25 protein-coding genes are annotated in these 24,381 nt (G+C 64.5%); 14 read left to right on the top strand and 11 right to left on the bottom strand.

All coding sequences use genetic code 11. The annotated features are described in order from the left end of the window. Positions 1-4: 4 nt before the first annotated feature. From QH168_RS11190 to QH168_RS11165, 6 genes are all read right to left on the bottom strand, one after another. Positions 5-3,172 carry a type I restriction endonuclease subunit R gene (locus tag QH168_RS11190; protein ID WP_280234511.1) on the bottom strand — a complete coding sequence of 1,056 codons (3,168 nt, stop codon included), beginning with the start codon at positions 3,170-3,172 and terminating at the stop codon, positions 5-7. Further along, positions 3,169-4,938: an ATP-binding protein gene (locus QH168_RS11185; protein ID WP_280234510.1), complete on the bottom strand. Its 1,770-nt coding sequence runs from the start codon at positions 4,936-4,938 to the stop codon at positions 3,169-3,171. The genes QH168_RS11190 and QH168_RS11185 overlap by 4 nt, the downstream gene beginning before the upstream one ends. A 63-nt stretch (positions 4,939-5,001) precedes the next feature. Next, positions 5,002-5,175, bottom strand: a complete 174-nt coding sequence (locus QH168_RS11180) for a hypothetical protein (protein WP_280234508.1) — start codon at positions 5,173-5,175, stop codon at positions 5,002-5,004. Between the two features lie 5 nt (positions 5,176-5,180). After that, a complete protein-coding gene (locus QH168_RS11175) occupies positions 5,181-6,410 on the bottom strand; it encodes a hypothetical protein (protein WP_280234507.1) in 1,230 nt (409 codons plus the stop codon). Then, positions 6,407-8,398, bottom strand: coding sequence for a type I restriction-modification system subunit M (locus QH168_RS11170; protein ID WP_280234506.1), 1,992 nt, complete (start codon positions 8,396-8,398; stop codon positions 6,407-6,409). The genes QH168_RS11175 and QH168_RS11170 overlap by 4 nt, the downstream gene beginning before the upstream one ends. Then, positions 8,395-10,398, bottom strand: coding sequence for an N-6 DNA methylase (locus tag QH168_RS11165; protein WP_280234505.1), 2,004 nt, complete (start codon positions 10,396-10,398; stop codon positions 8,395-8,397). Before QH168_RS11165 ends, QH168_RS11170 begins: the two co-directional genes overlap by 4 nt. A 172-nt stretch (positions 10,399-10,570) precedes the next feature. On the opposite strand from QH168_RS11165, the gene QH168_RS11160 reads away from it, so the two are divergent. The 8 genes from QH168_RS11160 (at position 10,571) to QH168_RS11125 (ending at position 16,462) form a co-directional block, all read left to right on the top strand. Continuing rightward, positions 10,571-10,909, top strand: a complete 339-nt coding sequence (locus tag QH168_RS11160; RefSeq protein ID WP_280234504.1) for a hypothetical protein — start codon at positions 10,571-10,573, stop codon at positions 10,907-10,909. Positions 10,910-10,921: 12 nt separating this feature from the next. Next, positions 10,922-11,221: a hypothetical protein gene (locus tag QH168_RS11155; RefSeq protein ID WP_280234503.1), complete on the top strand. Its 300-nt coding sequence runs from the start codon at positions 10,922-10,924 to the stop codon at positions 11,219-11,221. A gap of 217 nt (positions 11,222-11,438) precedes the next feature. Continuing rightward, entirely contained in the window at positions 11,439-11,843 is a 405-nt protein-coding gene (locus QH168_RS11150; protein ID WP_280234502.1) for an exonuclease domain-containing protein, read from the top strand. After that, the gene (locus QH168_RS11145; protein WP_280234501.1) at positions 11,840-12,034 is read left to right on the top strand and encodes a hypothetical protein; all 195 of its coding nucleotides are present in this window, start codon (positions 11,840-11,842) and stop codon (positions 12,032-12,034) included. Before QH168_RS11150 ends, QH168_RS11145 begins: the two co-directional genes overlap by 4 nt. A 32-nt stretch (positions 12,035-12,066) precedes the next feature. Further along, positions 12,067-12,615 (top strand): hypothetical protein, encoded by a 549-nt coding sequence (locus QH168_RS11140; RefSeq protein WP_280234500.1) that lies wholly within the window; start codon positions 12,067-12,069, stop codon positions 12,613-12,615. 34 nt (positions 12,616-12,649) lie between these two features. Then, positions 12,650-13,282: a DUF4352 domain-containing protein gene (locus tag QH168_RS11135; protein ID WP_280234499.1), complete on the top strand. Its 633-nt coding sequence runs from the start codon at positions 12,650-12,652 to the stop codon at positions 13,280-13,282. Between the two features lie 334 nt (positions 13,283-13,616). After that, positions 13,617-16,034 (top strand): ATP-binding protein, encoded by a 2,418-nt coding sequence (locus QH168_RS11130; RefSeq protein ID WP_280234498.1) that lies wholly within the window; start codon positions 13,617-13,619, stop codon positions 16,032-16,034. Further along, positions 16,019-16,462, top strand: a complete 444-nt coding sequence (locus QH168_RS11125) for a hypothetical protein (RefSeq protein ID WP_280234497.1) — start codon at positions 16,019-16,021, stop codon at positions 16,460-16,462. The genes QH168_RS11130 and QH168_RS11125 overlap by 16 nt, the downstream gene beginning before the upstream one ends. Positions 16,463-16,551: 89 nt before the next feature. Here QH168_RS11125 and QH168_RS11120 read toward each other — a convergent pair whose 3' ends face one another. The 4 genes from QH168_RS11120 to QH168_RS11105 form a co-directional block, all read right to left on the bottom strand. After that, entirely contained in the window at positions 16,552-16,899 is a 348-nt protein-coding gene (locus QH168_RS11120) for a hypothetical protein (RefSeq protein WP_280234496.1), read from the bottom strand. 314 nt (positions 16,900-17,213) lie between these two features. Continuing rightward, positions 17,214-17,414: a DUF397 domain-containing protein gene (locus QH168_RS11115; protein ID WP_280234495.1), complete on the bottom strand. Its 201-nt coding sequence runs from the start codon at positions 17,412-17,414 to the stop codon at positions 17,214-17,216. Positions 17,415-17,472: 58 nt separating this feature from the next. Continuing rightward, positions 17,473-17,676 carry a DUF397 domain-containing protein gene (locus QH168_RS11110; RefSeq protein WP_280234494.1) on the bottom strand — a complete coding sequence of 68 codons (204 nt, stop codon included), beginning with the start codon at positions 17,674-17,676 and terminating at the stop codon, positions 17,473-17,475. Continuing rightward, entirely contained in the window at positions 17,673-18,566 is an 894-nt protein-coding gene (locus tag QH168_RS11105) for a helix-turn-helix domain-containing protein (RefSeq protein WP_280234493.1), read from the bottom strand. Before QH168_RS11105 ends, QH168_RS11110 begins: the two co-directional genes overlap by 4 nt. Before the next feature lie 251 nt (positions 18,567-18,817). On the opposite strand from QH168_RS11105, the gene QH168_RS11100 reads away from it, so the two are divergent. From QH168_RS11100 to QH168_RS11080, 5 genes are all read left to right on the top strand, one after another. Further along, positions 18,818-19,312 carry a DNA-directed RNA polymerase subunit beta gene (locus tag QH168_RS11100; protein ID WP_280234492.1) on the top strand — a complete coding sequence of 165 codons (495 nt, stop codon included), beginning with the start codon at positions 18,818-18,820 and terminating at the stop codon, positions 19,310-19,312. Continuing rightward, on the top strand, positions 19,309-19,509 hold the full coding sequence (locus tag QH168_RS11095) for a hypothetical protein (protein ID WP_280234491.1): 201 nt from the start codon (positions 19,309-19,311) through the stop codon (positions 19,507-19,509). The genes QH168_RS11100 and QH168_RS11095 overlap by 4 nt, the downstream gene beginning before the upstream one ends. Positions 19,510-19,677: 168 nt before the next feature. After that, the gene (locus QH168_RS11090) at positions 19,678-19,872 is read left to right on the top strand and encodes a hypothetical protein (protein WP_280234490.1); all 195 of its coding nucleotides are present in this window, start codon (positions 19,678-19,680) and stop codon (positions 19,870-19,872) included. Positions 19,873-20,190: 318 nt separating this feature from the next. Next, on the top strand, positions 20,191-21,045 hold the full coding sequence (locus QH168_RS11085) for a DUF4352 domain-containing protein (protein ID WP_280234488.1): 855 nt from the start codon (positions 20,191-20,193) through the stop codon (positions 21,043-21,045). 462 nt (positions 21,046-21,507) lie between these two features. Next, the gene (locus QH168_RS11080; protein ID WP_280234487.1) at positions 21,508-22,224 is read left to right on the top strand and encodes a hypothetical protein; all 717 of its coding nucleotides are present in this window, start codon (positions 21,508-21,510) and stop codon (positions 22,222-22,224) included. Between the two features lie 7 nt (positions 22,225-22,231). Here the strand turns inward: QH168_RS11080 and QH168_RS11075 are convergent, their stop codons facing one another. Then, a complete protein-coding gene (locus QH168_RS11075; protein ID WP_280234486.1) occupies positions 22,232-23,314 on the bottom strand; it encodes a hypothetical protein in 1,083 nt (360 codons plus the stop codon). A gap of 710 nt (positions 23,315-24,024) precedes the next feature. Between QH168_RS11075 and QH168_RS11070 the strand changes: the two genes are divergently transcribed. After that, the gene (locus QH168_RS11070) at positions 24,025-24,237 is read left to right on the top strand and encodes a hypothetical protein (RefSeq protein WP_280234484.1); all 213 of its coding nucleotides are present in this window, start codon (positions 24,025-24,027) and stop codon (positions 24,235-24,237) included. Positions 24,238-24,381: the final 144 nt, after the last annotated feature.

The following is a 24,381-nucleotide window of genomic DNA, read 5'->3' as shown; positions in this document are numbered from 1 at the left end:
CCGGTCACGCTACGCCGTCCAGTCCGTGCTGTCGCCGGATCATCCGCCAGGCGGCCCGGCTGGCATGCCGGTTGAGCGTTTCCTTGAACGCCGGTTCGGAACGGCTGAAGTACTTGTTGCCCAGATCGGCGACGGTGTCGAAGTGTTCCATCATCTTGTCCTGGAACACTTCGACGAACTTGCCCTGGAATTCGTCCTCGCTGCGGTTGGCAACGGCGGCCAGCTGGACTTCCGGGTCGGCCAGCGCCTCCTGATACGGCTTGGCCAGATCACCCTCGTCGAATTCGGTGCCGAAGCGTTCGTTGAGCTGTTCGATCAGCTCCGACAGCAGTGACTTCTCCGGTTCCTTCGGCGCAGCAGCCGATTCACCGAACCCACGCAGGGTGGCCGGACCCTCGGGTGCGAGCCCGAGGTCGAGATCGCCGATGTGCTGTACCCGGACGTGGCTGAGATCGACCTGCCCGACGTCCACACCACCGTCGGCACGCCGCGGCAGTACGTTCAGCAGATGCTTGCCGTACAGGTGCAGCAGTTCCAGCTCGGCGTCCTGATACGGCACGATCTGGGCTAAGAATCCGTACTTGCGGACGTAATCGCGCAGCTCGATCCGGAACTGCTCGGCCAGCTCCACATCCGATTCCTCATCGCTGTGCAGCAGCGCCGCGAACCGGTCGACCGCCGGCTGGAGGTGCCGGTACAGCTCGGCGTGCAGCTTCTGCCATTTCGACTGCGATCCGGCAGCCTGCTGTTCGGCGGTCAGATAGGCATCGGCGAACGCCCGCATCTCCGATTCGATGAGTATCGGCGCGGCCATCACCTTGGTCTGCGCCAGATACAACAGGTTCGGGTCGGTCGGCATTGTCTCGGCCAGCTCGTAGTAGGGCCGAAACGATTCCTGGATGTCCTCGCCGTCATTGGCGAAGTCGAGGACGGCGAGATCGGATTGGGATTTCAGTTCATGGGTGCGGTTGAGCCGTGACAAGGTCTGCACGGCGGCGATTCCGTGCAGCTTCTTGTTCACGTACATGGTGGTGAGCAACGGCTGATCGAAACCGGTCTGGTATTTCTCGGCGACCACGAGGATGCGGTACTCGCGTTGTCCGGCACCACCGGATCGGGTGGCGAGATCGTCGGCGCGGGTGTAGGCGAAGGCCTTCGGCAGCTGGGATTCGGGTAGGCCGCCGTTCTCCTTGGATTCGGTGGTCTCCTCGCCTTCATAATCCAGCGGGCCCGAGAAGGCCACCAGCACACCGATATCCGGATACTTCTTGTCGTAGCCGATATCGGCCAGATGCCGTTTGATGGCCCGCGCCATCGCGACCGCGCTCTTGCGGGAATCGGTGACAACCATGGCCTTTGCCCGCCCACCGAGCAGATCGCGGGTGTGCTCGACGAAGTGCTCCACGATCACCTGCGCCTGCTGCACGACCGTGGAGGGATGGGTGAGCGCGAACCGGGCCAGCATCGTCTTGGCCTTGGATTCGGGCACCTCGCGGTCGGAGGGGTTCTCGTTGACCAGGCGGTAGAACGTTTTGTAGGTGACGTAGTTGCGCAGCGGGTCGAGGATGAAGCCCTCCTCGATGGCCTGACGCATCGAATAGGTGTGGAAGGGGCGGTAGCGGTCGCCGTCGAGAGTGCCGAACGATTCGAGCGTCTTGGCTTTAGGCGTCGCGGTGAAGGCGAAGTACGACAGATTCGCTGCCTGCGCCCGTTCGGCGGCCTTGCGGTCCAGCCGCTGTTCCAGCTTCAGCTCCGTCGCGCCGTCCTCTTCGTCGTCGGCATCCAGGCCCAGGTCGCGCAGCGCCGCCCGCACCGCGGTCGCGGCATCACCGGACTGTGAGGAATGTGCCTCGTCCACGATGATCGCGAACTTGCCGCCGCGCAGTTCGGTGGGATTACGGCGCAGGAAATCCAGCAGCGCCGGGAAGGTGTGCAGGGTGACGGTGATGATCTTGCCGGATCCCTGCGTGAGCGCCTTGGCCAACTGCTTAGACTTCGCGCCCTGCTTGTCGTCGATCTTGACGACCAGGCCGTGCACCCGCTCAAAACTACCGACCGTTTCGCTCAGCTGACTGTCCAGATTGCGGCGGTCGGTGATGATGATGACCTTGTCGAACACCGGTGTCCCCGGCGTCAACCCGGCCGCGGGATCGAGCTGGGCGGGATCGGCCGCAGTGTGCAGATCGGTGAGCCGATGCGCCAGCCAGCCGATGGTGTTCGATTTGCCCGACCCGGCCGACGCCATCACCAGATAGTTGTGTCCCGCACCGTGCGTGGACGCATGCGCGGTGAGTTTCTTGACCACATCCCACTGGTGATAGCGCGGGAAGATGATCGTGCGGCTGCCCCGCCCACCGGGACCTTTCGATTCGTGGGTGTGCACGAACCGTTCCAGCAGGTCCAGCCAGTTGTCCGGATGCCAGATCTGCTCCCACAGATACGCGGTCGCATGCTTGCCCTCGATGGTGGACGCCGGGTTTCCCGCACCGCCGGCCTTGCCCGGCCCCTCCGAACCGGTATTGAACGGCAAGAACCGCGTCTTCTTCACCTTCAGCTGGGTCGCCACGAACACCAGATGCGGGTCGACAGCGAAGTTCGCGATTACCCGCCGGGTGAAGATCAGCTCACTGGGATCGCGTTCACTGCGATACTGATCCTTCGCGTGCTCCACCGTCTGCCCGGTCAGCGGATTCTTCAACTCGGCCGTCGCCACCGGAATCCCGTTGAGCAGCAAGGCCAGATCGAGTCGATTCTTCGCGTCGGCTTGCTTCGTTGCGTATGGCAACTCGCGTACCACCGTCAGCCGATTGGCGCGGTAGTCCCGCAGATCATCCGGCGAAGTCACCAGATTCGGCTTGAAATACGCCAGCCGGATCCGCACTCCCCGATCCTTCACCCCCGACCGCAGGGTCTCGATCAGCCCCTTGAGCCCGATCTGCTGATCCACGGCCCTCGCGAACCCGAGCTCGGCGGCCCGCTCATCGCCGCCGTAGAAGGAGACCAGCTCATCCCACTCCTGCTGCTGCGTCGCACCGATGAAGGCGAGCAATTCGCCCAGATCCAAGCCGAGCTCGGGCCTGTACTCGTGCGGATTGCCTGCGAGCCAACCGTTGTCGAGCATGGCGGCGACGATGGAGTCGCCGAAGGTGAGTTCGTCATGGACCGGGCTCATTGTTCCCCCTTGGTGTCGGGTGTGTGACCGGCCGCAGCCGGGCCGGACCGTGTCGGTCGGGTTACTCGGCGATATCGGACATTGGGGCTACGGGGCCGGCCGATCTGCTCGACCTCTCCGTCTGCCACCAGGGTCGCCAGCCACCGTCTGGTGGTGCTGTCCGGCAAGTGGGTTCGGGCCGCGATCTGCGCACGGGTCAGTTCCGCGGCTCCGATAGCGGTAAGTATGTCCGCGCGCCGGTCGGCCCGCCGCGCCGCCGATGTGGAGTTTGGGGTGGCGGTGGGCGCGAGTTGGTACCGCGTCCACCGTCCGGTTCCCTCGCGGGCGACCAATCCGCGCGAGACGAGGTCTTGGAGTTCGGTGGTCGCCACCCGTGAATCAACGCCGGTTACCCGTCGATACCCCGAGTTGTCCAGGAACCCACCATCGCGCAGGACGGCCAGGCACAGGCATTGGCTCTCGGTGAGCTCGCGCGCACCGAGACCTTCGATCCAGCCGACCACCTCGGCGCCGAGCAGCGAATGATTCGGGAAGATGACCGAGAACTGGGCGATCCGATCGCGAAACTCCGGCGCGCGCATCCCGGCCGCGCGCAGCGAACGCACCATGGTCCGGATACCGGAACCGATGTTCTCGCACACCGGCCGCCCGTCCTCGGGCAGCACCACATCACGTAACAACCGCAGCAGGGTGGCATTACGGGCTGATGAGGCGCCCTCCTCACCCAGATGGTCGACGGTAACGGGCCCGAAGAGACCACCGGGGTTCCTGATCACAAGGCGATCGGGATACATCTCCACCTGCACCTGGGTGCCACGCGAATCCGGCGACAGATCTCGATGAACGAGGGCGTTGACCACGGCTTCACGCAACGCGACCTCCGGGTATTCCCAGACGTCTTGCCGGCCGACCCCGCTGATGACCGCCCGGCGCTTCATATTCCGGCGCAAGGCCTGCATGGTGTCCTGCACCATGATCGGGATCGGCCCTTCCGCGACGATCGAATCGAGGTACCGCACCCCGGTGTCGAGTTCGGCACCGTCGGGGGTCGGGTAGTGGACGAAGGTCAGTGCCAGTTGCGGGAATTGCTCCTGCGGAACCCCGCCGAGCGCGAGCAACCCGGCCACCGAGAGCGCCTCGCCGTCGCCGGACCGCACCAGCACCCGCATCCGGCGCAACACATCGTGATCGTCGAGCCCGGCGTAGGCGTGCGGCCGGGACTTGCGCAGCCGGTCGAGCAACGCCGACACCGCTGCCGGGTTCAGATCGTCGATACCGGTGCCGGGCACCGGCTCCTCGTCGTGGCGTGGCTGCCCGCGGTTGGCGAGCATCAGCTGCACCTCGTAGCTGGTCATCCGGCGATCGCTGTCACCGACCCGCACGAAACTGCCGTTGACGATCCCCGCGCCCCGGTAGAAGCACGGCTTCTGTTCCCGCAGCAGTTCGGGGACCTCGGCGATCACCAGCGTGACCTCCTCGAACGGCACCGCCTGGATCACCGGCCGCAGTGGCGGCTCCATCTCGGCACAGACGGCAGCGAGGTCGGCGGACATCTTCCCCGCGTCGGCCACACCTGTCGCCGCGAACCCGGACTCCTCATCCAACCCCAGCACGATCAGCCCACCGCGAGTGTTCGCGAACGCCGACAACGTGTCGCGCACACTGCGCGGCATTCCACCCGCCGCCTTCTTGACCTCGACATCGGCGTCATCGCGACCGACGGACCGGAGAAAGGCGACCATCTCGTCCAGGTCGGTCACGCTCATCGCGGCACTCCTCCGCTCGGCAACATGCTCACGTGGTAGCAAGCTAGCATGCTAGTGGTCATGTTAGTGAGCAAGTTGCTGGCGAAGGAGGACGCAGCCGCAGTCGAGGACGGGCGATTCGCCCCGGTCCACGCCGAACTCGGGATTGCGCCGCGCGATGCTCTCACGCCAACCGTTGCCGAGCATGGCGGCGACGATGGAGTCGCCGAAGGTGAGTTCGTCATGGACCGGGCTCATTGCGGTTATACCCCCTGGGTTGCGTTTCGGCCGCTGGCGGTTGATACGTCGAATTGGCCGGTTACGGCGGCGGTGATTAGGGACTGGCGGCGTTCGGAGAGGAGCCGGTTCCGCCTCTCGATCGCGGCACGCAAGTTGGCAAGATCCTCCCAGACCATCGCTACTCGATTAGCCAACGAATGTTGCATACTAAATTCAACATCCGGAACACGCAGCTGACGAATTACGCCCAATGGGAGCCCGGGTTGCGCAGCTGCTGTGATGGATATCCGCATTTGGTCCTGAACAAATCGCGACCGCAGTACATACGTGAGCCATAGACTCGATGCCCCGTCTACGACTCGAAGGAGCGCCACATTTCGATCCAGGACCACCCGGCCGAATCCAACTGGCACAATCGCGCACGCTCCAACTGTCCCCTTAACCGAAAGAAGAATATCACCTGGGATAACTTCAAATGACTTCTCTAGAGACGCGGCATCTTCCTCGCTGACGAAACTATCGAATTCAGTAGTCCGCAAAACTCCGGTCGATACGTTACGGGCTGTAAGAAATCGAACGCCTGATGCAGTACGCTGCGGCGGCTGATGCGTTCCATCCCTAAGTACCGACAACCCGTAGAATAGCTTCGTCGTCGAGCTTGAAGACTGGAGGACCTCTCGATCAACTATGGCGTCCCCCCGCTCTTCCAGCCCCTTAATGGACCTCATGCCTAGAAAAACAAGCCGGTCGATGCGGGAGGTTTCGGCGTCGAGGAAGTCGGCGATGCGGCGCTGCTCCTCGAGTGGGAGCAGCGCAACATCCAGATCCCTCAGAAACGAATCCGGCACGCGCTGTTGACCGGCAACACCGTACATTTCTGCCTCACCCAGCTTCAGGAACTGATGGGTGTTGACTAGGTACAGCAGGAACCGAGGATCAATTTCTCTGGCAGCACGGAGGACGTGCAGCTCGGTTGTACCTGCACCGGCACCGTTCTGGAGGCCATCAACCAACACGGCGCGGCCAGCCTCGAACGTAGGCGTAATCTTTGGAACCAGGACGTCTCCGTCTTGAAATCTTGTGAACCCCGTTGCGACTGCGGCTTTGGTGCGCCTTCTACTCAGCTCCCGCCAGGAGCCAGGCCATACCGCCTCCATCGGCAGGAATGTCAATTCTTCCTCGGCACCTAAACGGTCGAACGCAGGAGTCGGAGGGTTAATTTGCGCAAGATGCCGCAGCCGGACCTTACTCACTGCGTAACCTCCCCCAACAACTCCTGAATCTCCGCCTCCAACGCCTTCAACTCCGCATCGATCTCCTCTAGCGGACGCGGCGGCGTGTACACGTAGAAGTGGCGGGTGAACGGGATCTCGTACCCGATCTTCGTCTTGCTGTAGTCGATCCACGCGTCGGGTACGTGCGGGAGCACCTCGCGGGCGAGGTATTCGTTCACGTCCTCTTCGAGGGGCACGTTCTCGTAGTCCCGCAGTTCGGTGTCGGGTTCGGGAGAACCCTTGACGAGCTGGAGCTCACCTTCGGGGTCGCGGACGCCGAGGGCGTCGCGGAAGGCTTTGGCGAAGGGTGCGCCGGTGGGCCAGGGTTCGCCGGCACCGGCCACCGCGTCTTTCAGCGCGGTGATGGCGTCGGCCTTGGTTTTCCAGGTCGAGCCGACCAGCGGGCGCAGTAGGTCGGTAAAGACGGTGGGGTCGGTGTACTGCTTGCGAACGGGCGCTGAGGCAGCGAGCTGGTCGAGGGCTTCCGCGGTGAGTTCGAAGCGCAGGCGCAGGGGGCGTTCGACGGTGATGCGCTGGTAGCCGAAATCGCTGTTGGCGAAGACCTTCACCTTGCTGTGCAGGGGGTGGTCGGGGTCGGCGGCGACGTCGATGGCGTCGCGGTAGAGGCGGGTGATCTCGTCGATCTGCTCCTTGCCGACGTACTTGCGCTTGTCGCCGAGAGATTTGCGCATCTTCTCCCAGTAGTCGCGCGCGTCGAGCAGCACCACTTTGCCCCGGTGCTCAGCAGACTTGCGGTTGCTGAGGATCCAGAAGTAGGTGGAGATGCCGGTGTTGTAGAACAACTGATCCGGCAGGGCGACAATGGCTTCGAGCCAGTCGTTTTCGATGATCCAGCGGCGGATATTGGATTCACCGGATTCGGCGGCACCGGTGAACAGTGGTGAACCGTTGAAGACGATGGCGATGCGGCTACCGCCACCGTCGGGGCCGACGGGCTTCATCTTGGAGATCATGTGCTGCAAGAACAGCAGGGAGCCGTCATTGATGCGGGGCAGGCCGGCGCCGAAACGGCCGGCGTCGCCGAGGTTCTTGTGCTCCCATTCGACGGCTTCCTTGACCTTCTTCCACTCCACCCCGAACGGCGGATTGGCCAGTAGGTAGTCGGCGCGCAGGTGTTTGTGGCCATCGTCGCTGAAGGAGTTGCCGAAGACGATATTGTCCGGATCCTGGTCTTTGATCATCAGGTCCGAACGGCAGATCGCCCATGATTCGGGGTTCAGTTCCTGACCGTAGACCTCCACGCGCGCATGCGGATTCAGGTCCTTGATGTGTTCCTCGGCGGCGCTGAGCATGCCACCGGTACCGCAGGCGGGGTCGAGCACCTTGCGCGTCACGCCAGGGGTGCCGACCAGGTCGACATCGGGCGCGATCAGCAGGTTCACCATGAGTTCGATGACCTCCCGCGGGGTGAAATGCTCACCGGCGGTCTCATTGGACTGTTCCGCGAAACGCCGGATCAGCTCCTCGAACACGTAGCCCATATTGTGGTTGGAGACCCGTTCGGGATGCAGATCCAGATCAGCGAACTTGCCGATCACCTGATACAGCAGGCCCGCACCGTCGAGCCGCTTGATCTGCTGGGCGAATTCGTACTTCTCCAGCACCTCGCGGGCGTTATCGGAGAACCCGCCGACATAGTTGGTCATGTTCTTCGCCACCTGTCCCGGATCGGACAAGATGGACTTCAAGGTCAGCGGCGTGACGTTGTAGAAGCGGACACCGGAAGCCTTCTTCAGGAACGGATCCAGATCCAGATCGCTGCCCTTGCGCGCCTCCACCACCGCGAGCACCTTCTCCCGCGTCGGCTCCAGCACACACTCCAGCCTTCGCAACACGGTGAACGGCAGAATCACCTTGCCGTAGTCGGACTGCTTGTAATCCCCACGCAGCAGATCGGCGACCGACCATGCGTGGTTGGCCAGCTCGGTGTGCTTATTGGTGTTCACTTCCTACCTTTCCGAGAGGTGGTTTCCGCGGTATCGGCGGAGTGCTTCTGTGGTTCGAGTGCGCCGACTGTGAGGCCGGCGGTGATCAGTTCGGTCAGTCTGCCCGCGGTGGCGTCGGCGCGGCGGGCGGTTGTGCGTAATCGGTGCAACTGCCGGAAGGCCGCGCCATAGCGCTGTTGCTGTTCCATTGGCAGCAGCGGGATGCGCAGGCGGCTGGGGATGACCCGGATCGTGGTCGCGCCGACCATGGCGGCGGCATTGTCGGGTCCGGCGGCGAATCCGGCGAGGAACCAGGGATCGACCCGGGTCGGGTCCGGACGCAGCAGGAAGACATTCGGCCCGAGCACCGCACCCGCATCGCCGGAGTCGGCGACTCGCGCGCCGAGCTGACCGTCGCGGGTACCGCGCAACTGCGGAATCACCACATCACCGACTTCGACCACGACCACCGAGCCAGACCACTCCGCATCGACCACCCCGGACGGCGGGGCGCCGGTGACGAGGTCGCGGCCGGTCAGCACCGGCCTGCCCAGATCGGATTCGGCCACCGGCCCGGCTTCCTCACGCGAACGGTAGGCGAGCACTCGCAGCGCGCCGCCCTTGTCGAGATCGGCGACCGTCGCCGTGCGCCACGCCCGCTCTTCGACGCCGGTCAGCTCCGGGAGCTCGTCGAACGCACCGCGCAGTGCCGCGATATCGCCCGCCAAGTCGACCACGGTGGTCTCGACCGCGTCCACCGTCCGGGCAGCATCGACCGCCGCCCGGACATATCGTCCGGGCGTCAGGTCCACGTCCTCGTCGAGCACGTCCATCACCCGCACCACAGCCGCTACATCGGCGATGGCGGCGGATTCGATATCACCGCGGTCGAATGCGCGCCAGGATTCGGCGATGGTCTCCGACAGCTCCTTCCACTCCCCCGCATGATCGACCGCCGAATCGCGGGTAGTCGCGTCGATGAACAGCACGTCGGCGGCACCGCTGCCGTCGGGCCCGCGCAGCACCCACAGATGCAGGCCCAGCTGCCGTGGCGGGGCGGCGCCCGCCGGTAATCCGATGACCGCGCGCAGCGCACCCTGACGCAACAACTCACCGCGGATTCGGCGGCCGGAGCCACGCGAGGCGACCGCCGGCGGTAGCAGCAGCACACCGGTACCACCTGGCCGCAGATGCGCCAGCGCATGCTGCACCCAGGCCAGCTCCGATTCGCCCCGTGCGGGCACCCCGTATTTCCATCGGGGGTCGAGGGACAGGTCGTCGGCACCCCAATCACGCTGCTGATACGGCGGATTACTCAGGACCGCATCCACGTCCACGCCAGCGAACGCATCGGCAAGGAGGCTGTCGCCCGCGCGGACGGTGACCTCGGTGTCCGGGGCATCGACCGATAACAGCATGGCGGCGCGCTGTGCCTGCACCGCAAGAATGTCTTGGCCGAAACACGCCTGAGCGCCGAACCGGGCGGCCGCGGCCAGCAGGCTGCCGCTACCGCACGCCGGATCCAGCACCCGGCCGATGACGGCATCCGCCCCTGGGCGCGCCAGCTCGGCCATCAGATCCGCGACCGCATCCGGTGTGCGGTAGACGCCAGTCGTCGGGCCTTCCTCCAGACCACGTTCGGCCAGCGCCTCCACCGTTTGCGCGATGCCCGCATCCGCCACCGCGGCCCGCATCGTCCGCATGATCTCCGAATCGCCACGCGCGGCGTTGTCCTCGCCTGCGGCGGCGAGCTCGTCCAGCAGCCTGGGGATGTCCTGCGGCGCGACATGAGCACGGAGCAGGGTGCGCAATTCCCGCAGTGGTGATTCCGCCGATTCCACCCCGTGCTCACGCAACCAGCTGCGGACATCGCCGAGGTCGAACACCGGCCGCGACTCGCTGCCACCCGCGGGAGACGGGAAGTCGGGATGCCGCCGGCGCCAGTTGCTGACAGTAGCTCGGGTGACACCGGCCAGCCGGGAGATCTCCGCGGCGGTGACCAGTGGGGCGGTGTCTGACATACGCCTCCTCTCGTGTCCGGATAGCTTCACCCACCACGTCGTTAAAGTCAATCTCCGCAATATTGATTGACAATGTTTTCATTGCTGTTCTACTGTTACATCGCACCCAGCGACGGCGGCATGGTTCGCCGCAGCTTCCATCCCGATCACGTTGTGTCACAGGAGGTTTGCCATGCGTCAGCACCGCGATCAGCTCGCCGACCGTGCACTGCACCGGGGCGCCAGGCGCCGGCTCGCCGCCCGCGGCCACCGGCCACTGCGCCTGCGGCACGGCCACGACCTGCGGGAACTGCCTCCGCTGCCGCGCCGGTCCCGCTGCGACGCGACCGGGAAGATCCGCTACTTCGACCCGGAGACCGCGGAGCTGGTGCTGGCGGGGATCGACCACACCGATCCCCGCCGGCGCGAACAGCGCACCTATCACTGCTCGCGCTGCGGTGGCTGGCACCTCACCAGCCAGCCGCCGCGCGACGACCACACCCCCGGCACCGGCCCGGCGCCGCTGCCCTGATCAGGGAGAACCATGTTCACTCGAACCCGACTCACCGCGACCGTCCTGACCGCCGCCGCCGCGGCCACACTCGTCGGCGGCCTCGGCGCCGGCACCGCTGCGGCCGAAGCCCACGTCCGCCACTACTCCGGCTACGACGCCGAATGGGCCTGCAATGCCGATAAGGCGGCCATGGGCAGCGTGCCCGGCGCGGTCGTGCTGTGCGACCGGCTCAACGGCGGCCGCTACCGGCTGTCGGTGGTCCCGCACGCCGAGATCCCGCTACATCTGCTGACCCTGATGGCCACCGGCAGCTTCGACGGACTGTCATAGCCCGCTGACAACCCCTGACGGCTGAGCGCCGTCACCTCGTCGACCGCGATCCCCAAACGGTTCGCGGTCCGATCACCCCTGCCCAGACGAGCTCACTTCTTCGGCCCCGGCCAGCCGGGATCAACTGCACGACACACCTTCCCACCAGCCGTGATGGTGCCGATCTCGGCAGCCGGTCGTCGCCCCAGAGCTCGCCCACTCCCCCGGAGATCATCTGATGACAAAGAACCTGTCCTTCGCGGCGTTGGACGTCGAAACCGCGAACCCGAAGTACGGCAGCATCTGCTCGATCGGCGTCTCGATCGTCCGCGAGGGCGAACGCGTCAGCACTCAGCAGTGGCTGTGCCGCCCTCCAGATCCGGTGTCCACGTTCGCACCTCGCAATATGGGGATCCACAAGATCACCCCCTCGATGGTGGCCGACCAGCCGAGCTTCGCGCAGCGCGGGCAGGAGGTCCGTGCTGTGATCGGCGACCTGCCGGTCGTGGCCCACAACGCCCAGTTCGATATGGGCGCGGTGTATCAAGCGTGCGGTCACAGCCGGGTGCCGGTGCCGACCTGGGTGTACGGCTGCACCAAGGTGTGGGCGCACGTCAACTGCCGCTGGCGAAGTACCGGTTGAGCACCGTCGCGCAGGCGCTCGGCGTCGATCTCGACAACCATCACGAAGCCGGCGCCGACGCCACCGCCGCCGCAGATATCGCCATCCGTCTCGCCCGTCTCGCCGGTGCCGATGACCTCACCGGGCTGGCGCACGCCACCGGCACTCGACTCGGCCTGCTCAGCCCGGCCGGCCGGCGCGATTGCCGCTGACCAGGATTCCCAGCGAACCATCAGGAGCAACCATGCACTCTCTCGATGCACTGAACTTCTCCGGCAGGCGAAACGTGTCGCGCCTGGTCGAGACACTGACGACGATCACACCCGGCACCACCGCGACGGCCGCGTTCCGTTCGGACCTGTACGGCCGGCACTTGGTCTGCGGAACCGTCGTGGTGTCCGGCGCAACCGGCGGATACCTGCTCGGCGGACAGCCCCTGGACACCAACGGGCAGTCGCGGCGGCCGGTCGCTGACCTGTTCTCGCTCGAGGCATCGGTGAAACCGCTCACGCCGCACACCGAGCCGGATGTCGCCGGCCTGTCCCACGGCGACATCGTGACCGCCGTCTTCGACCAAGCACCTTACGGCTTGTTCGGCATCACCGGATTCGCGATCCACGCACCGGTGGCGGGAGTCTTCGCGGTCGGTGGCGGCTGGTACCTGACCGACCGCACCGGGTCACCTGCCGCACGACTGATCGGCATCGAGCGAACTGCCGGAGCCGGAGCACACGGGCTGCCGGTGCCAGCACCCATCATCCGCTGGCCGGAGGCCGCGGCTCCAACCGACTGAAACATTCAACCCAGAGCCCACCCCAGGAGTTTCAATGACCTACCCGACCGGCCCCCAGCCCTACCCGCAGCCGTTCCAGCCGCCCAAGCGCAAGATGCCCGTCTGGCCGTGGATCCTGATCGGCGCCGTCATTCTGCTGTGCGGCGGTTGCTTCGGCATCGTCGGCATCGCCGCCAACAACTCATCCGACAGCGACGCCACCTTCACCTCCGCCGCGAACCCGGAACCGGGCAATCCCGGCGAACCCGGTAAACCTGCCGAAAAGGATTTCGACACGGCGCCCTCCGGTGCCTCCGTCCGCGACGGCAAGTTCGAATTCACCGTCACCGCAGTGGATCCCCCGGTATCGACCATCGGCGACAACCCCTATATGCAGAAGACCGCACAGGGCGAATACATCCTCGTACACGTCACCGTCACCAACATCGGCGACCGCCCGCAGACCTACTTCAGCAGCAACCAGAAGCTGTTCGACGACCATGGCCGCCGGTACGAGAACGACACCATGGCCGAGTTGAACGTCAACGACCACCTCTCCACACCGATCAACCCCGGCAACTCCGTCGACGTCACGATCGTCTTCGACGTGCCGTTCGGTACTGTGCCCGCCGCACTGGAACTGCACGATTCGATGTTCTCGGGCGGGGCCAAGGTCGCACTGCGATGACACCGGATGGCCTACCGGGCCACCTCACCTCGGCTGGCCCAGCGCCGAATGCCGATGCCGATGGTTGTGCTCGTCGTTGAAGTCGCGGACACAAGGGTTGCCGGGTTGTCGCCGGCATCTTGACGACGGCATGCATGTAGCTGTTTCGCTTCATATTTCACGCGGTCGATGCCACGAATGCTCTCGAAGTTGCCGCGCGCGGTATCTGTCTCGACGTTTGCCGAGAGCACACACCTGGCTGGGATAATCCGGCTAGGATCGGGGCGGCTCACGATTGACGCGTCTCTGGCCTCCAGCACATCGAGGCCTTCTCACACGATCAGGGGGATCGTCGATGCAAGATCTGTCATCTGTCACCAGTACATCCGATTCGTCCACCCGACGTCTCACCGATCTCGTCGCCGCGGCACTGGCAGCCGACACCACAGTGCCCACCGCGGTCGCTGAGACCGTCCTGGCGTCATTCCCGGAGAGCGCCGGCCCCGCGACGAGCGGCACGGGCGACACACTGGCCGGGATGTTCGTCCGGTCGATCACGGTCAGCGGCTTTCGAGGGATCGGGCCACAAGCCCGGCTCCCCATTCAGCCCTCACTAGGCCTGACCCTCGTGGTAGGCCGAAATGGTTGTGGCAAGTCCAGTTTCGCGGAGGCTGCCGAGTTCGCGATCACCGGCGACAACAAACGCTGGGCAAACAAATCCAAGATCTGGAAAGACGGCTGGCGCAACCTGCACGAAGGCACGACACCGTACATTGCTGTCGAGCTACAGACCGAATGCCCGGACAACCCGCTGACCATCAGCGGAAGCTGGGGCCCCGGCACGGCCCTGGAAGCTGGTCAATGGATATCCCAGCGCAAGGCAGGTGATGCGGCCCCGCTGGACCGTTCGCGACTCGCGAAACCTCTCGAGCTGTATCGCCCGTTCCTTTCCTATAGCGAGCTGGGATCCCTCATCGACGGGACACCGAGCAGCATGTACGACGCGCTGCACAGCCTGCTCGGCCTGGACGACCTCACGACCGCGTTGGCTACCCTGCAACGCAGACGCCTGGACCTCGACAAGGCGATCAAGGAAACCAAGCGCGGCAAGGAAACTCTGCTCGCGGAACTCTCGATCCTCGAGGACGAGCGCGCGCGAACGGCCGAGCAACACCTGCAAGCGCGCCAGGTCGATCTCGAGGCGCTCTCACGTGTTGTGCTCGGCGCCGAGAAATCGCCGGAAGCAGGCGCATCGCTGTCGGCGGTAACCGCGGTCGAGCTGCCATCGGAAGAAGCCGTCGATGCTGCTCTCAGCCGACTCACAGCGGCGACGACCCGCCTCCTCGGCGTCGCGACCGCCGATGCCGAAGCCAGCGCGCGGATGCTCGACATCCTCGTGCTCGCATCCGAACTCGCCGAGGATGCCGACTGCCTGTGCCCGGTGTGCGGTGAGGGCGAACTCGACGAGCAATGGCGGGAATCCACGCGGCAGACGATCTCCGACATTCGCACTCGCACTGGAGAACTCGCCGAGGCGCAGAAGCAACACGCGGCGGCATCAGACCACGTCCGCGAGCTGATCCGACCGCTTCCCGCGGCCCTATCGAACTGCCCGATAGACTCGACGGCTGCTGTCCTCGCGTGGCGTGAGTGGGCCGAGCTCGCGGGTAGCGAGCCCACGTCGCTGCACTCCCGAATGCCCGCCCGCCATCGGCGGGCGCGTGCCGAGTTGGCCGCGCTACAGGCGCGCGCTCGGATCGAACTGGTCAGACTCGATGACGTCTGGGCACCGCTGGCCCGGCAGATCGCTGTCTGGGTCGAGATGGCGACGACCTGCGCCGGCGCGCCTGACGAGCTGAAAACAGTCAAAGCCGCGGAGAGCTGGCTCAAGAACGCGGCCGGGACCCTGCGCAATGAGCGCATGCGGCCGCTGACCGAGCTCTCGCAGCGGGTCTGGACAACACTGCGACAGCAGAGCAATGTCGAGCTCGGCGACGTGGTGCTGGAGGGGACGGCGCAGACTCGGCGAGTCAATCTCGACGTCACTGTCGACGGCGTCGCCGGTGCCGCGTTGGGGGTGATGAGCCAGGGTGAGCTGCACGCGCTCGGACTGTCGTTGTTCCTGCCGCGGGCCACCGCCGAGCAGAGCCCATTCCGGTTCCTGATGATCGACGACCCCGTGCAATCGATGGACCCCGCGAAGGTCGACGGGTTGGCGCGGGTGCTCGCCGATGTCGCACGCACGAGGCAGGTCATCGTCTTCACCCACGACTTGCGCCTGCAAGAAGCCGTGCGGCGCTTGCAGATTCCCGCGACAGTCCTCGACGTTCAACGGCGGGAACGATCTGTTGTCGAAGTCCGGGTGTCGATCGACCCGGTTCGCCGTTACATCGATGACGCTCGCGCGCTGAGTCTCACCCGCAACCTTCCCCGCGAGGAGGCGGACGAGATGATCGCACTGTGCTGTCGGCTCGCGATCGAATCAGCAGCCACCACCAAGGTCAGACGTGTTCTCGGCGAGCACGGATTCCCTCAATCCGACATCACCGAGCAGCTCGACAGGGCCGAGCGCACCGTACAGAAGCTGGCGCTGGCGGTGTTCTATGACCGGACCAGGGAATCCGACGTGCTCACTCACCTCGACAAAGAACTGGCACCTTGGGCATCCGACGTTGTCCGGACCTGCAACAGCGGCGCCCACGGCAGCACCCGGGACGAACTCGGTGATCTCGTCAACCGCGCGGAGAGGATCGCCAAGTGGATCAATCGCTGACTGCCGTCCACTCGCGTCTGCGCACGGCGGACACACTCATCACCGACGCGGGTGCCGACGTCGGCGGGATGTGGCCACGAGCCGCGGCCTGGATGCTGCGGATCGCGATCGAACAGGCCATCCTCGAGTTGTGGCGGGCCGTGTCGCCGCAGATGGAGCGTGTGACAGTGCGGGCACAACTGCTGGTCCTGCCCAAATACATCGGCGAGGAAGCCGCGGCCGAAGCCCGTCTGCTGTGGTCGGAGCTGTCGGCGACAGCCCACCACAACGATTTCGAACTGGCACCGGCGGTTCATGAACTACGCCGCTGGCAGGAAGCCGCGCGCCGTGTGGCCACTGCTGTCGATGCGGCCATAGCAGCCCGAAAGGTGCAAGAGACGACGCGCGCCTCCCACGGAACTCATGCGGGTAGGACTTGGGCACGATGACGTCGTTCCAGTCCTGTCTGTCGGCAACCAGGTCGGTGTCACCCATCCGTGCCGCAGCCCTGGATCATGCTGTCGCCGACCGCTGGAAATCATCCGCCGGCTGATCCCGACAGCACTAGGATCGGTGCGTTTTCCTGCAGGTATCCGGTGGCGTTCCCGCGCCACTCGGGTCCACTGCGCAGCGCACGGTCGAGGTCAGGGCCGGTGGCGTAGCGTCCCGGTGGGACAACCTGCTGAACTTGCGATGTGAGTTCTGGTCTCGCGGCGGTCGGTGCGGGTTTGTAGGTGTTGCGTAGGCGGTCGGCATCGGCGGGTGTCAGCCTGATGACGGCTTCGATCCAGTAGATCGTGGGGCCGGGTGTCCGTTCCGACGCGTTGTTCCAGGTGACCCACTGTGCCGTTTCGGGATTGCCGATGGCTGGGAAGTACTTCACCAACGCAGCAGTGTCGGTGCGGGTATCGCCGTGCCGGGTTGTCGCGGTCTCCTCCGACGGTGAATCCGTTCCCGGCATCGTGCAGGCGATCGGGGCACACGGCAGGATTGCCGCGAGGGCACCGTGAAACAAGCTTGCCGTCGGTCTCATCTGCCGTGCCTCGCTCTCGCGCTCCGGTCGTGACCAGCACGAATAGTACTGGCCACTGTTTGGGGCAGTCACGAGACAGGAAGGCCCGGGAGGTATCGGTGGGCCGCACCTCTGCTCGCTCGGATGCGATTCCGGCAATGACGGCGGAGCGCGGGCAAAGGGCAGAGCTATCCGAACTCGCCCCGCCGGACAGCGGCAGTGAAACCGTCCCAGGCCATCGGAGTGAAGACGAGGGCGGGACCTGCGGGGTTCTTCGAGTCGCGCACACCGACGCCGGAACTCGCCAGGTGCGCCACCTCGACACAGTCGCGACTTGCGGTACTGCGGCTGCTCTTGAACCAGCGGCCGCGGGATAACTCAGCGGACACGGTCGAACTCCTCTGCAAGATCGAGGCTTAGCGCACGGCTCTTGGCCTCGTCAAGAAGTCAGGCCGACCCGAGTTCGCCGTGCTGGACAGCAGCGGTGAAACCGTCCCAAACCTCCGGGGTGAAGACGAGGACGGGACCAGTGGGGTTCTTCGAGTCACGCACACCGACGCCCGCGTCCACATGAGCGACCTCGACGCACTCCTGGCTCCCCGAGCTGTGGCTGCTCTTGAACCAACGCGCTCCCGATAGATCAACGCTCACCGAACCCACTCCTCTGCTATTGCTTGGATGCACCGACGACTCTCGGTCTCATCCAACGCGACACGCTGAATGTCAGCATACGCATCGCGGTACTGCTCGAACTCTGCACGCTTGTCCAGGTATAGCGCGCCGGTAAAGCCCTGGACGTAGATGACCGGCGGGTCGGTGAGGTTCGCCGTCGGGTGGTTCGGGAACTCCAGGATGACGAAGTGGCCGGTGACGACACCCTTGTGCCGTCGGCCGTCAAGCGGCACGACGCGGATCGATACGTGGGGCAGTTGGTCGGTCGCCAGCAGATGGTTCAACTGGTCCGCCATGATCTGCGGCGACCCGATCCGGCGGCGAAGCACGGATTCGTCCAGCAAGACGTTCAGCTCCAGCGGATTCTCTCGGCTGTGTAGCCGCTCGAGCCGCCTCTTGTGCAGCTCGAGTCGAAGATCCACCTCCTCCGTTGTCATGCCGGGAAACTCTGCCCAGATCACCTCGCGCCGGTAGTCCATGGTCTGCAACAGCCCCGGCAGCAGCATCGTGTGGTACGAGCTGAAGCTCTTGGCGGCGTCTTCGAGGCCGACATACAGGTCGAAGTGTTTCGGGATCGCCTCGCCGAAGGCGTGCCACCAGCCCTTCGCGTGCGTCTCCTCGGTCAGACCCAGTAGCACCTCGGTGTCCCTGGCATCCACCCGGTACATCTGCGCCAGATGGCTGATGAACAGCGGATTGATCTTCGTCGGTTGCCCGGTCTCCATCCTCCAGAACGTCTGCTTCGAGACGCCGATCGCTTGCCGGGCGGCTTCCACGGAGATTCCGGCGGCTATCCGCTTCTCCCTGAGTAGTCCCGCGAGTATGCGGCGCGGGAGCGTGGAGTTGGTCGTCGTCGAACTCGCGGTCATCGTGGTGCTCCGTAGTGGTTGCGCGGACGATTCGGGGTTCGTACTGGAACCAATCGTGACGGCGCTCGGGGACTTTCGCCGCCGGATCGCGAAAACTCGCTCGGGAACGTTCCCGACGACCGTCGATGGTGGTCAACTGGATCTGCGCCCGGCAGGGAGACGCCCCGAATCCGTTCCGTCACTCCCGCTCCGGTGTCCGTCATCGCACCGGGCCGGGCGCTTCCAACCCTCGAACCCCGAAAGTCTGTGCCATGGAGCATGTTCCATTCGGCGATGCGCCGCGCACTCGCTGCCGGTACTACCGCGATGTCTGCGGCCTGCCGGCTTGGATCCAACCCGTCGAGCTCGGCCGCATTGTTGTACCGGCGGTGCAGGTATGGGCGCTGATGATGCCGTCGGCGCTCGGGCTTGCCGTCCAATCGGACCTGGAACGCTGTCGCGGCCGCGGCGCCGGGCCGATCATTTCCCACGTCCGGTCCGGCCGGTGGAGCTTTCTCGTCGAACCCGACATCCCCGACGATACCGCCCTCTTCGCCGAGATGTTCCGCCTGAACGTGTCCATCGTTCGCACCGGCGCCACCATCGCGCTCCCCTCCCCCAGCGACCGTGGCGAGCTCTTCCGTCGCTGGATTCACCTCCCGCCCTGCGCGATCCGCCCGTCCGGGCTGACAGTCATCGATTCGATCCGCGCCTGCGCCGCTCGGACCGGCTGGCGCAGCATCCCGACCGCTGTTGAGTCCCGATGACCTCACCCGGCACGTTCGGGTTGGCCATCACCGAACACCGCCGCCTGCCCACCATGACGATCGACCTCGCGCACGCGGTGATGCAGCGGCACATCGATTGCCCCATCTCGGTCTGCCCGATCAAACAGCAAGCCAAGGCCCGCCTCGTCGAAGCACGCCGCATGGTGCCGGCCGACCGGCCGCACATGGGCTTCTGACCACGATCCGGAGGTACACATGCTCGACGAACTGCCGCGGCGTGAGCCCGGCCGAACTCAGATCCCCTCACCGAGAGTCCGTCTGGTTTGCCAACTGGACTTCACCGAATTGACGCGTATCGCCGAGGCCTTGCGTCTATGGCAAACCACAATCGACGGGAGTACGCAGTGACCGACGATCACCAGCTCGCCCCGGACACCGGCCGCCTACGCTTCCTGATGGCCCGTGCTCGCCGCGCCGGATACCAGCTGATCGCCGAACCGAAAGAGCCCAACCGATGGACGCTCGTGGACCTCGAGGAAGGCGAGCGACTGTTCGAATCCACTTCCCTGGCCGAGATCGAGCACTACCTGAGCGAATAGCCTCGCAGCGCGGGCTCGTCCGCAGCCAGCTCGATGACAGAGGCCAAGCCGCCTCACGCCGCTGCTTGCCGAGCAGGACAACCCGCCTACGGCGCACGCACTTCTTCGGTTGGCTACCAGCCTCGCATAGTCCGACGTCAGGTATCCGGACGCTGGACAACCGCGTTCCAACGCGATGACCAGCCATTTCCGACTCGAGCGGGCAGGTCGAAACTTCTCTGTAACGCACCTCACAGCGCGGGCTATTAGTCAGTGAACGCCACGAAATGCGCTGACCAAGCCCTCCACCTGACCCTGCACAACCGAAGGTGCGCAACTATGACCTCGCCTCCCATCCCGCCCTCGTCGATGCCTCCATGGTCGCCTCCCGGCCCGTACCCAGGACTGCCCGCCGCACCGAGAAAAGAGCGGAACACCCTCGGGATAATCGCGGTCATTACAGCCGTCATTGGCTTCATCTTCGCCTGCATTCCTGGGGCTCTGATCGTTGGATGGGTTCTCCTCCCGATCGCTTTCATCCTCGGAATCGTGGGGGTGTGCCAGTCCGGCAAGACCAAAGGCACCAGCATCGCCGCCATCATCATCTCGGTCGTCGGCACCGTCGTCGGTTTCGTTGTCTTCCTCACCGTTGTCTCCGATGCGTTCGACGATGCGTTCAACAGCAGCGACGTATCGGTTGCCACCCCGGCGGCACCCGGACAGGCAACCGACTCCGACGCCCGCGACCAGGACGCATCACCGGATCAGGGCACACGTGCAAATCCGTACCCACTGGGGTCGGTGATCACCGACGGCGACTGGCAGGTGACTGTCAACAGCGTCACGCTCAACGCGAATGATGCTGTCGCCGCGGAGAACCAGTTCAACGACCCGCCCCCGCCAGGCTCGCAGTATCTACTGGCGAATGTCACGATCACCTATATTGGGACCGACCCACAAGGCGATACGCCATTCGCAACGGTCAGCTACATAACTGCGGACGGGAACACCGTGAACTCCCACGACAGCAACGCCGTCGCTCCCGACGCACTCGACACAACCAGCCCCCTTTTCGAGGGAGCGTCGACCACCGGCAACGTCGAATTCATTGTGCCGTCCGCATCGGCGGCGCAAGGTACCCTTGCCGTTGAACCGACACTACTCTCCGACAAGGTGTTCGTCGCAGTGAGCTGATCGACCCGATCGACCAGACAACTGTCGGGGGCCTCCTTCGGTCAGAGACCCTGAGGCACCCGGCAGTTCTTCAGCAGCCCGAAGAAGCAGATAGCACCAGGATTGGCTCATCTTCTCGGAGATAGGCGACCGCGTGCCCGCCGCATTCGGGGCCGCTGCTCAGCGCCCTATCGAGTTCGGCTCCGGTGACGTGAGGCCCGGCTGGAACAACCTGCTGAACTGAACCGGCACGGATTTGGGGACCTTTGAGCGCGCGGGGCTGAAGTCGCTCCTGGCTGAGCCAGCCCTCACAGAGGTGGGATGGACCGGACCACATGGCGCGGTGTGGAATCTCCAACCGGGCAGGTGTCCCTCGGCGCTCATACAATGACGGGCATTCACGATCAGCGCATTTCGGTAAGCCCACATCATCGCCATACCTGGGCACCGCACTGCGCGATCCGCGTCGGAGGAGGAAGTGGGATGTTCGAGCTGATCTCGAAGCTGGCCGAGATCTTGTCGTCACACTGGGGAGGTTTCGTCGACGGCAAGCGCGCGGGCAAGGATGCCGACGTCGCCGCACACTTGGTGCGTCTACTCACCGGATTACAGGACCTGTGTGTTCGCGGTCAGCAGTTGCTGGAGATGGCGGAGCGGCTGGTCGATGGCGACGATTCGCCGGAACTGTCCGCGGAATTCGTTCGCCTACTGGATGAACAGGCGCAGGCGGTGGACGGCATTCGGTCCCAACTGGATGGTTCCCAGACCGTGCTGGCAACCATCGATGCAGACTTCTATCTGGATCTGGCCCCGCTGGTTGACAAGAAGTCCGGACTGCTGACCCGGTGGTGCCAGCAAGTCGCGAGAAGTCACTTCTCTACCACAACTCTGTTCTTCTTGCCCGCCAACGATGTCACGCGAATAGTAGATGCCGGCCGTTCCGATACCAATGGTCTAGGCATCCACCGACCGGAATACACCGTCGCCCTCGCTGAGAGCATTCGCAGCATCGGGGCACGGGCGGTGCGCGACATTCGCCAAGCACCCGTCAGCACCCGCGAACAGGTAAATACAGAAATCGCTACCGCACGTGCCGACTTGGCGGGTGTAAGAGACTACTGCTCAACATTGCTGTCGGCGATTCAGGAAACGGTCGGCACCGAAGCCATGGCCATGCTGCGCCGAAAAGCATTGCGGTGAAACCGCACTATCGGCCGCGGTGCTGTGTCCTACGCAACTCCGGATCTCGTGGGTAACCGGTAGCCGCGAAAGCGTATGCACCGACGCCGGTGGCCAAAAGCGAAACCCTCTCGAATCCGAGCATCTTTGCGATTCTCGTGGTATTGAACATCAGGCGCTGGAACAAGCCGGTGTGCGCCAGTGCATCCGGAATCCGAATCTCGTCGATCTGCAACTCGTCCCTACCACACCAACTGATCTGAAGGATCGCTACCTCTGCGCCACCCTGCACCGTTATGTCGACACTGCCGCTTCCTTCCGGATACAAGGTGACGTAGGCACGTCCGCTGTCCAGCTGGTCCAACAACACTTCGGTGAACTTCGCAGGCGTTACCGATATCGACGCCGTCCAGCACCCTACGAACTCTTGGTCAAGCCCGACAGCAGTGAGTGCGGGCTCCAGACGCTGGAAGTCGGCGACAGTGAGCTCGGGTACCACTCCCTCCCACGGGCTCTTCGGTCCCTCGCCGTCCAGCACGAGTTCGGTTGCTTCGTGGGTCAATTCGTCCCACATTGGATCGAACCGGAATGGCGGTAGTGGCACATCCCCGCCGACCGCGGACCAGCCTCGCTGCCACCACGCCACACTTCGGACTGGGCGCATGCCGGCTCGTACAGCAGCGGCTACGTAGCATCGGACGAGCAGGAAAGCAGCCGCCACACTTCCCAGCTCGATCGGTCCGGGGCGCTCGCAGACGCCGGCGATCCTCTCCGCAGCGCGCTCCATTTCTGTGTAGGCCACGATGTGTGGCGCATCCACGACGCTGAATTCGATCGGAAAATCCAGCAATACGCCTGTGTCCAAGGGCTGAAAGACAACATCATCGGGCGTGATGATCAAGGGGCGAACCTCCTGACCGGAGCCAATGACGAACTCCAGGGCCGGATCCCCGTTCGGTGCCCAGATACGCCTATACCGTTGCACTTCGGCAACGTCGATAGTCACCGTGTCATCGAGTTCCGGTAGGTAGACCTCTATACTGCCGGCGGTCACATTCGGCTGGATCCTCAGCAATGCTTTCAGCGCCTCGATTACTTCCGCGACCTTCATCGCGTCCCCTGTCCGTTGCTGATGCCCAACGCCACTCATCCTCGCCTATCCGCGGCCGGCGCGCATCCATTCCGTCGCAGTAATCGCTGTCGATATCCACCGGCATCACATGGCTGGAGATCGGGTCGATTCCGTCATCCGGGAGCGAACCTCGGGCGGGCAGGGTTCGGCAATCTACGCCCGTTGCTCACCCCGATCCGGTCGGTGAACTGAACCTATGTATCCCGCAACGCGGTACGCAGCGCAGCGACCTAGACCCCAGTCCACCTGATAATCGTCATCTTTCGGCATTATCCCTCCGCTGCGATACCGCCAGGGTACGGCTTCCGTACGGGTTCAGCGTGTCCTTCTGCCGCAAGAACACAGCAATGCTGAAACCAATCACTACCGCAATCCGCAGAGGCGCACGCTCGACTTTCGCCCCGACAGAACCCGGAGCCGACCGTTATGACCGTTCCTCCAACCGAAACCACCGTCCGCGAGCCCGCCCGGGCGGACCCGATCCCCTCCGGCACCGCCCCAGTCGACAACCACCTGCGTCAAGAACCACCGAAACTCCCCACCAGACGCGCACACAATCAGTCGATGGCGACCACCCTCCGACTTTGACACACCCGCAACCGCGACCTCCTCGAGCGCGTTGCCGCCGGACCGAGGGCGTGCGGCTCGGTCCTGGTACGTCCATATCGAATCGCGGAAGGGCAATCACTGTGACGGAACCGGACGCACCGACACAGGCGGTTGCCCTCCTGCACAGCACCCACCACCCGGCCACCTATGAAGCACTGACGCGGAAACACCGGCTGACCATCGTCCACACCATCCACACGGATACCGTCGCCGTCCTGGCCGCGCTGATCCCCCACTTCGGCGCCCTCGAGCCGCGCACCCCGTGGTGGTGGTCACCCAAGCCGGCGACCTGATCACCGGAACACAGGAGTATCCCACTCATTCGAGGAGCCCTTCACGGATGGTGTAGGTCCGCAACTGTGTTGTACGAGGCAGAAAGGAGGCCCGCGACCTCGGCCTCGACATCCTCACCAAAGGCCGCCTCGCGCTCATCACCG

It is taken from the genome of Nocardia cyriacigeorgica (assembly GCF_029868385.1).
Lineage (GTDB): Bacteria > Actinomycetota > Actinomycetes > Mycobacteriales > Mycobacteriaceae > Nocardia > Nocardia cyriacigeorgica_F.
This window is presented reverse-complemented; position numbering and strand designations above follow the sequence as displayed.

Bases quoted from the DNA above. Each gene is read 5' to 3' on its own strand.
- QH168_RS11185 (WP_280234510.1), bottom strand. From the start codon at position 4,938: ATGAGCGTGACCGACCTGGACGAGATGGTCGCCTTTCTCCGGTCCGTC.
- QH168_RS11080 (WP_280234487.1), top strand. From the start codon at position 21,508: ATGTTCGAGCTGATCTCGAAGCTGGCCGAGATCTTGTCGTCACACTGG.
- QH168_RS11100 (WP_280234492.1), top strand. From the start codon at position 18,818: ATGGAGCATGTTCCATTCGGCGATGCGCCGCGCACTCGCTGCCGGTAC.
- QH168_RS11190 (WP_280234511.1), bottom strand. From the start codon at position 3,172: ATGAGCCCGGTCCATGACGAACTCACCTTCGGCGACTCCATCGTCGCC.
- QH168_RS11140 (WP_280234500.1), top strand. From the start codon at position 12,067: ATGCACTCTCTCGATGCACTGAACTTCTCCGGCAGGCGAAACGTGTCG.
- QH168_RS11165 (WP_280234505.1), bottom strand. From the start codon at position 10,398: ATGTCAGACACCGCCCCACTGGTCACCGCCGCGGAGATCTCCCGGCTG.
- QH168_RS11105 (WP_280234493.1), bottom strand. From the start codon at position 18,566: ATGACCGCGAGTTCGACGACGACCAACTCCACGCTCCCGCGCCGCATA.
- QH168_RS11085 (WP_280234488.1), top strand. From the start codon at position 20,191: ATGACCTCGCCTCCCATCCCGCCCTCGTCGATGCCTCCATGGTCGCCT.
- QH168_RS11180 (WP_280234508.1), bottom strand. From the start codon at position 5,175: ATGAGCCCGGTCCATGACGAACTCACCTTCGGCGACTCCATCGTCGCC.
- QH168_RS11075 (WP_280234486.1), bottom strand. From the start codon at position 23,314: ATGAAGGTCGCGGAAGTAATCGAGGCGCTGAAAGCATTGCTGAGGATC.
- QH168_RS11155 (WP_280234503.1), top strand. From the start codon at position 10,922: ATGTTCACTCGAACCCGACTCACCGCGACCGTCCTGACCGCCGCCGCC.
- QH168_RS11095 (WP_280234491.1), top strand. From the start codon at position 19,309: ATGACCTCACCCGGCACGTTCGGGTTGGCCATCACCGAACACCGCCGC.
- QH168_RS11130 (WP_280234498.1), top strand. From the start codon at position 13,617: ATGCAAGATCTGTCATCTGTCACCAGTACATCCGATTCGTCCACCCGA.
- QH168_RS11160 (WP_280234504.1), top strand. From the start codon at position 10,571: ATGCGTCAGCACCGCGATCAGCTCGCCGACCGTGCACTGCACCGGGGC.
- QH168_RS11135 (WP_280234499.1), top strand. From the start codon at position 12,650: ATGACCTACCCGACCGGCCCCCAGCCCTACCCGCAGCCGTTCCAGCCG.
- QH168_RS11150 (WP_280234502.1), top strand. From the start codon at position 11,439: ATGACAAAGAACCTGTCCTTCGCGGCGTTGGACGTCGAAACCGCGAAC.